3 protein-coding genes are annotated in these 8,796 nt (G+C 35.7%); 2 read left to right on the top strand and 1 reads right to left on the bottom strand.

What is annotated here, in order from left to right; all coding sequences use genetic code 11:
• Window positions 1-4,541 (bottom strand): PKD-like domain-containing protein (locus IRZ78_RS25750; protein ID WP_194620406.1); only part of this gene is annotated, 4,541 nt, incomplete at its 3' end.
• A gap of 294 nt (window positions 4,542-4,835) precedes the next feature.
• Here IRZ78_RS25750 and IRZ78_RS25745 point away from each other — a divergent pair.
• Together IRZ78_RS25745 and IRZ78_RS25740 are read left to right on the top strand one after the other, a co-directional pair.
• On the top strand, window positions 4,836-5,309 hold the full coding sequence (locus IRZ78_RS25745; protein ID WP_194620405.1) for a regulatory protein RecX: 474 nt from the start codon (window positions 4,836-4,838) through the stop codon (window positions 5,307-5,309).
• Between the two features lie 362 nt (window positions 5,310-5,671).
• The coding region (locus IRZ78_RS25740) for a hypothetical protein (RefSeq protein ID WP_194620404.1) at window positions 5,672-8,796 on the top strand (3,125 nt) is incomplete at its 3' end.

Raw genomic sequence — 8,796 nt, 5'->3', positions numbered from 1 at the left:
TGACCATTTGTAGTTATTGCATTGGTGATTGTTAAGGTTATTCCCGTAGGAACAGTTACCACTACACCTGCATTAATTGTCAACGAACATGCAAACGCGTCAGTAGCAAAAGGCTGATTTGGGTTTACTGATTCAATTATCGCATTTTTTGTAGGAGTTGGAGGATCATTACTCCATTTTGTACCATTCCAGCTTGTTGATGTCTGATCAGTAATGTCAACTGCAGTTGTTTGAGCCGAAGTACAAGTACCATTGTTTACTGCAAAATAATATGTTCCTACCGCTAAGCCTGTTATAGTATAACTTGTTTCTGAAAGCGTTGTGTTGTTAAAGTTATTTGAAGCAGTACCTGTTTGATACAATGTCCAATTTCCTGCTGGAAGATTATTTAAAGTTACACTTCCTAAATTTGAACAGCCAACACCAATAGTCTCTCCTACACTTGGCTTTATTAACAAAGGATTAATTGTTAAGGCTCTGGATATTGAATTTGAACAACTTCCGTTTGTTACTGTATAAACAACTGTTACATCACCTACTGTTCCGCCTGTTACTTCTCCATTTGTTGTTACATTTGCTGTACCACTTCCATTTGTAACAGACCAAACACCACCCGGAGTTGAATTTGAAAATGTTGTTGATGATCCCACACATATTACCGGCGCACCTCCTGTAAATGTGCCCGTTATAGGCAAATCAGCTGTCGTTATTACAATTACATTCGACTGCGCAGCATAATTTCCACAAGAAAAAACGGATTTAAGTATATATTGATACGTTTTATTTGGCAATAAACCAGTTACAGAAAACGAATTAATATCTCCCACATTACTATTCGTATATCCAGACAAAGTACTGGCAAAATTATCATCTGAGATACTTAATAAATAGGATGTGGCCTCATTTACTTTAGTCCAATTAGCAGTAAAGCCATTACATGTTGGTAAAGTTGCATTATTTGCTGTTGGTGCTATACCCGGAACTAATTTTACGATAGAAGAATTGCTTGTAGCACAAGTTCCGCTTTGTACTACTGCTCTGTAATAAGTCGTAGTACTTACATTAATTCCTGATAGACTTGTAGTGGTATTGGCAATTGTTGCAGGTGTTGATACAAAATTATCTGTAGAAGACTCCCATCTTATTACATTCCCAGTTTGTCCCGACAATGTAATCGTTGCTGTATTTGACGATGTTGTATAACATGAAACACTTGCCGCTGTACCGCCAACTGTCGCTGGACTTATTGTTATTGATCCGGTAGCACTCACTGTTCCACAACCTCCTACTAATGGAATACTATAAGCAAAAGTCCCTGAAGCTGTTGGCGTACCACTAATAGTAATTATATTAGCTGACCAAGCTGCTGATAATCCAGTTGGCAAATTACTTGGCGAACCAATACCAGTTGCTCCGGTAGTCATATGTGTTACATAAGTCGAATTTGTTAAAGGTACATCGATACATAATGTTGGAGTAGATGATGCTGCTCCTACTGCATTAGTAGGGGTTATTGTTACTGTTACCTTAAATGGGGTCCCAGGACAACCAGAACTGGTTGGAGTAACCGTATATACTGCGGTTTGATTGACAGTAGTTGTATTAACTAAATTTCCTGTAATATTTAATGGAGTTCCCGAATTTATTGCTCCACCTGTAAAACCAGTTCCTGATGGAAGCCCCCAACTATAAGTTGTATTGGCTGGTACAATAAAGCCTCCTCCATTAACAGGAGTAACTGTAAAAGAATTTCCGCTACAAGTTGTACTTGTCATGTCTAATATTACGGGTTTTGGATTTATTGTTACTACTCCATTCATATTTGAAGTACAATTAGTAGTAGTATTTTTAGCAACAACTGTATATGTACCCGCTGCAGTTTGAGAACCAAAACTAATAGCCGCTCCTGATGTTGGACCTGTAACAGCAGTTCCAATATTGATGCCGTCTTTTTGCAATTGGTAACTAATACCTGAAGTTGAAGCATTCAAACCAACCAAAACTCCAGAACCGCCAACACAGTATGATCCCGCGCCGGTAACGTTGAAAACTGTTGGAACAGCAATTACGTAAATAAATGTACTGGAAGAGCTACTTGCACAACCACCTGCCGTAGTTGCAATTACTTTGAATTCTTTAAGACCAGTTCCTGATAATGTTACTGTAGGGCTTTTAATATTGGTAGCTGACGTAAATGATACTCCTGAAGATGTTGTTGTCCATGAATAAGTGACACCTGTAGCAGAAACGTTATCTACATCCAATAAAACAGATGAACCTACACAAGCAGTTAAAGTTTTATAAGTACCTTTAGGTATCGTTGTAGCAATTGGAGACACTTGAGTAGTTGGTAGTAAAACTATATTGTCTATAATAGTACCATAGGTTGCTGATCCCGCTAATGAATTATAAAATTCGATTGCTATAGGAGAATTCGTTGGCGTAAAAGTAAAAGAACCCGTTTGAGGAGTAGTAACGCTGCTAGTGCTAAAATATGCTGATGCAGGATTTGACCCTCCTATTATTTTAATATCAACCGCAACGGGGTCAGGAGCTCCCGGTCTTCGAGCATAAAGAAAACTCAATGTATACGATACACCCGGAACGACTGTTACAGATTGTCTTAACGATGCTGCACCATCTAATTCTGCTGTAGCATCACTATTTCCAGTAGAAAAATAAGTAGTTTCCTGATTAATTTCAACCACAGAACCTGGTGCCGAAGTAGCAGGAGACCAAGCAGCCGCACTACCAGAAAAATCACCATTTACAATTAAATTGCTTACACAATTTGCAATGACAACATCATCTGTAGATGTGCTACAGACACTACCATTACTTATTGTCCATCTTAATACATATGTTCCTGCTGTTGCTCGATTAAAGACAGTTGTTGGACTATTAATGTTAACAAACTGACCTAGTAAGCTGCTCGGACCACTCACAATTGACCACGCTCCAGTACCCACTGTTGGAGCATTGGCAGCCAATGTAAAAGAAGAGCCACTTAATGTTTGATCGGGTCCTGCATTTGATATTGTTGGAGGCTGACTTACATTTACGGTTACAGTTCCAGGCATTTGTACTGAGTTACCACAGGATGATGCTAATACATTGAAAGTTGTAGTTCCTGTTAAATTTCCTGTAGGCAAACTAATGGTTCCATTTGTACCCGCAACGGCAGAACCAATTAATGAATTAGAAGCATCTCTCAATTGATAATTGACACCCACTTCTGATGAAGAAACGGTGATATTGGTGTTACTTCCTGAACAAATAGATGAATTTGCGGCAGCAATGGTTTTGTTAGCAGGAGCAGCAAGAATTGTTTGCGCTTGAGAAGTAAAAACATTATTCCCAGGACCAGCACCGTTAATGTTCGAAGCAAACCAAAACGGACCTTCATAAACAACATCAAAAATAAGATTATTACTTGTGCCCCCTACAAAGGCAGTAGAATACCCAAAGCCATCATTATTTGATGCAGTTATTGGAAGATTATAAGTTCGCGTAACTCCTGGAGCTAAATTACCGGCATCAATTCTTGAATGATAATCAGTCCAGCTCGCTCCGCTAGTATTCCATTTTACTCCAATATTTATGTCTGGGCTTCCATTAGCGCCATCTGTCCAAGTCGCCGTGCCTGTATTTTTTATCACTACCTCAACATTTCTTGTTTCGCCTGGACACCAAGTTGTCGCACCTGCATTGATGGATATAATTTGACTTTTGTATGTTAATGGCTTAAGCGCTAACAATACAGCTCCATTTCTTTGACCTGAACTTAAATCAACTGTTCCTGTTGTACTTGTAGCCGTCGTTTGTCGACCCCACGCTGCACCAATTGTAGAATTACCATTACCCGAAACAGTATTTTGTTCGTCATAGAGTTCTGTCAGAGTACCTGGCGAAGTAGTACTCCAATTACTCCAAGTCGGAGCAGAATTTGCAGCCTGTGCGAACATAATTACTGCTGCATAGTTAGATGTCGGTGTAATTGTAGTTGCGGTTGCGGTTGTGGTGTTAGTATTTGGTGTGTTAATTCCTGAAGATGCGACATAAAAGGGTGATCCGGAAACATCTACACCAGAAAAAGCAACGATAGCACCAACACCGCCATTATTTCGTGAACTTAAAGTAAAAATATAATTTAGCGGCTCAGAAGCAGTAGCAATTTTATACAAAATGGCTCCCCAACGAGGATTTCCACTAGTTGTCAATGAAGCACCTTTAATCAAAGTCCAGCCATTTGAAGTGGGATTCGAAAGAGAATTTGAATTAATTGAATTAACCTGGGCTATATTAACGATCATGACATCACCAGCAACAACAGTATTGGGTTTGGCAATTGTTAACACATTATTACCGGTAGTTGATGCTGTGGAAGTTCCACGCTGTAAAATTTGGCAATACCCAATATTTAAAAACATGAACATCCCCAAACAAAACGATCCCAAACCAGTACTAAAAGTTTTTTTTCCAGAAGAATCAGAAAAAATTAAAAATATAGAGCGAAAGAAATAAAGTAATTTTCGAATCATATAGGTGGTATTTATATTTAAATTTGTTTTTTTTATTAAGCGAAATAAAAAAGGCAGCTCAATTTGAAAGTGAGATATTCCTATTTAGACTTTTTTACAACCAAATTTTGCACATAAAATCCTGTCTAAGAGACTAGATCAAAATGTTAAAATTTAGGCACAAAAATATCATAATTCTACACACTTCCAACATTTTAAAAAAGTATTTTTTAAGAAAAACAGAAAAAAGCTACGAGATTTTAACAACAAAATGATTATTTTTAGCAATAACCGTTAAAAAGAAAGAAAAAACACATGAATTTAATTTTAACAATAAAGGACGCAATACAAAAATTAGAGCATTTTTGTGCCTATCAGGAACGCTGTCATGCAGAGGTAATTTCTAAATTGTACAGCTTAAAAATGTCTCCTGATGAAATTGATATTATTGTAGTTCAACTAATTGAAAATAATTTTTTAAACGAAACCCGTTTTGCCTGCAGCTTTGCAAGAGGTAAACATCGCATAAAACATTGGGGAAGAATCAGGATTACCAATGAGCTTAAATTAAAGCAGGTTTCATCGACTAATATTACATTGGCATTAAAAGAAATTTCGCCTGAAGAATACGAGATTACCTTTGATCAGCTTTCTGAAAGATGTTGGAATAATCTTCACGAAAAAAACACCTTAAAAAAGCGAAAAAAGTTCTGTGACTATATGTTGCGAAGAGGATATGAAAGTTTCTTGGTTTATGATAAAGTAACTCAATTAGAAAAGGATTCTTAATATTAAATAAGTTCATTTGGTTATAATTAATTACTTGCTTTTTTTGTAATTTCACAAGTTAAAAAATTTTGACTTTCTTGCGAATTTGTCATTCAAATGACGTTTTTTGCAATTATAAGCATAAAACAGAAGCCTATTTTAGTTCTATTTTACGATTTTTCTTATATTTGGTTTTAACATTTTATAAGAAATAACATAAAATGTTAAATTTTACAATGTAGTTTATCGATTATATTAACAGTTTATCGATTATATAGCCCTTCTAAAAACCCTCTTATTTTCAAACACGTAGATTTCTCTATATTTGCTCGGGCAATTTTTTCCTATGCCTAGTATAACAAATTGTATAGAAAACATTTAGCATGAAGAAAACTTTACTTTTACTTTTATTGTTACCTTTTTTTGGATTTAGCCAGGCTGCCTCAGGAACCTATGTTATAAATTCAGAAAGTGCTGCACCACTAAACTCACTATCAAACGCAATCTCTTATATTAATGCAAATGGGATTAGCGCTCCAGTAACTCTGTTGCTTGATAATGACCAAACCATTACTTCCGGAACTCAAATTCTAATCAATCAATTTACTGGTAATTCAGCTTATACCTTAACAATTAAGCCGAATAATAACAAAAACATCAATATTATTGGAGATGTTAATGATGCGTTATTTTCATTAAATGGAGCAGATAATATTATCATTGACGGAAACAATACAGTAATTGATAACGCGCTAAGAATATATAACAATCACGCAACCAGCGCTCAAAACAGCCGACTTGGGATAAAATTGTATAACAATGCGGATAATAATATATTTAGAAATTTAAGTATTCAGCTTAATATTATTGACAAAACCATAGATGTATATGCTACTGGTGTTTATTCAGGTGGCTCAACAATAGGTAATCCTGGTAATAATTCTAACAATACTATTTCGAACGTTAAGTTCATCAATGTAAAACAACCGATATTTATTGTTGGAAATTCAGATAATAACAACAAAAACTGGACTATTACTAAAAACACGATGGGATCAGATGTTGAGGACAATCAACCTTCTCTGGGAATTTATTTGAGTAATGTTAATGGTTATACGATTTCAAACAACATTATTTCAGGTATTACAAAAAACTCAAATTACAATGCGAGAAATGCTGCTGGTATTACACTTTTAGAAACAAATACCGGATCAATTTACAATAACATAATTAGTAATATTACCAATAAATATTACTTTAACAGCAGTAGTACTGCGGGAATATTTATTAATAGTACCTCATCAAGTTCAAATACTATATACAACAATGTTATAAGTAATATTTACACGCCACAAAATGATAATAACGACTATAATTACCACTATGCAGGTCATGGAATTTATATAAAAACGAGTGGTGTAAATAAATTATATTACAATACAATTGTTCAAAAACAAGCTACGACAGCAAATGGATATTCTTCATGCATATTTATTGAGGATGCAACTTCTGTAGATTTAAAAAACAATATTTTATATAATATTAGACAAAACGGTATACAATATGCCCTGTTTTCAAGAATAGCACCTTCAAAATTAACAAGCAATTATAATGCATTTTATGGCACTATAGCTAATCTGGCAAATATTATTCGTAATGAGTCTACATCTTATAATTTGAACAAGTGGCAAACTGACATGTCCAAAGATGCTCAATCCACTATAACAGCACCAATTTTTGTAGATTTTAATAATTCAAATTTTCATTTAAGTCCAACAGCAAGTTCCAATGCAGATCTAACAGGAACTCAAATTCAGGGATTTACTCTTGATATTGATAATGAAAACCGAGTAAAACCATACATGGGAGCTTATGAACTAAAAAGTTGTACACCGCCAACAATAACAACCCAACCAATAACTTTAACAGCTTGCGAAGGTCAGGACGGAACATTTACCGTTGAAACATCAACTACGGGAGCAACGTACCAATGGCAATATTCCAGTTCTGCTGACGGATCTACCGGATGGACAAATACTGATGGTACTCAGGATGTATCAGGAGATAAAACGGCAATATTAAAACTAACAAAAATTCCTTTATCATATAGTAATTACTATGTACGCTGCATTGTATCAAGTTCTGCAACTTGCTTTACGTATTCAAGCACGGTTAAACTAACCGTTAACCCTAAAGTAGTTGCTAGTGTGACTTTAACTTCATCAGAATCTTCAACGACAATTTGCAGCGGGACTTTAGTAACTTTTAAAGCAACACCAACTAATGGAGGAACAGCACCAAAATACCAATGGTATATTGGCTCAAATCTGATTACTGGACAAACAGGGCCACAGTACACAACAAATGGGTTAAACAATTTAGATGCCATTAAAGTTGTAATGACATCAAATTCTACTTCACCTTGTTTAACTTCAAATCCGGCAACTTCGAATGTTATTACAGTAACTATAACAAAAACAGATAGAGGAAGAACAAAAGGCGGAATTCACATTTGCCAAGGTAGTCAAAATCCAACTTTAGCTGTATACAATTTCGACGACCCAAATAAAGATGCGCCGTATTCTGATCTCACCAAAATTATACGATGGGAATATAGTGACGACAATAACAAGACTTGGAAAGCTATAGAAAATACAGCTGGAAAAGCAACTTACACTCCAACCGAAATTCTAACTGCATCTAGAAATTATAGAGCTGTAGCAAAAAATGGATCATGCAACGAAGAATATGCTATTGAAACCAGAATTGATGTTGAGTTTGCTCCAACAATAAACTCACAATCTACTGCAACTCAAACACAATGTATCAACGGTACTTTTAATCCTATAAGTATTTCAGCAACAGGATTTGAAATTCAAACGTACCAATGGTATAGCAATACTACCGCCAGTACAACAAACGCAATTTCGTTAGGAAACAAAAATGGAGCAGCTACTAATACCTTTACTCCTCAATCAACAACTGCCGGTACATTATACTATTATTGTATTGTAACTGGAAAATGTGGACAAACCACAAGTGCTTTCTCAGAACCTATCATTACAAAAGCAGCACCAACACCTCCAAAAATAGGAACTATCACACAGCCAAATTGCACCACGTCAACAGGTAGTGTCGTTTTAGAAGATATACCACATTCCGGAAGATTACTTGAATCACGAGGTACAGTTTATAATTTTACAACTTCAGGAACTACATTTGAAATTTCAGGACTTGCACCGGGAACTTACAAATTTGCTATAGATGACAATTGTTCTATCGTATATTCATCAGAAATCGTAATTCAACCGGCAAATATCTGGAACGGCAATAAATGGTCAAACGGAACACCATCAGCAACCGACCGAATTGAATTTACAGGGAATTATGATATCGATGCCGAGCTAAACGGTTGTTCATGTACCATAAATAATGGAGCAATTGTTACCATAAAAGCAGGAAGAACTTTAAGCGTTACCAATGCTGTTACAGTTTTGGAGGGAGGATC

The organism is Flavobacterium sp. CSZ, assembly GCF_015350725.1.
Taxonomy (GTDB): Bacteria; Bacteroidota; Bacteroidia; order Flavobacteriales; family Flavobacteriaceae; genus Flavobacterium.
Note: the sequence above shows the minus strand (reverse complement) of the source record. Positions and strands in the feature narration are given on the sequence as shown.

Bases quoted from the DNA above. Each gene is read 5' to 3' on its own strand.
- IRZ78_RS25745 (WP_194620405.1), top strand. From the start codon at position 4,836: ATGAATTTAATTTTAACAATAAAGGACGCAATACAAAAATTAGAGCAT.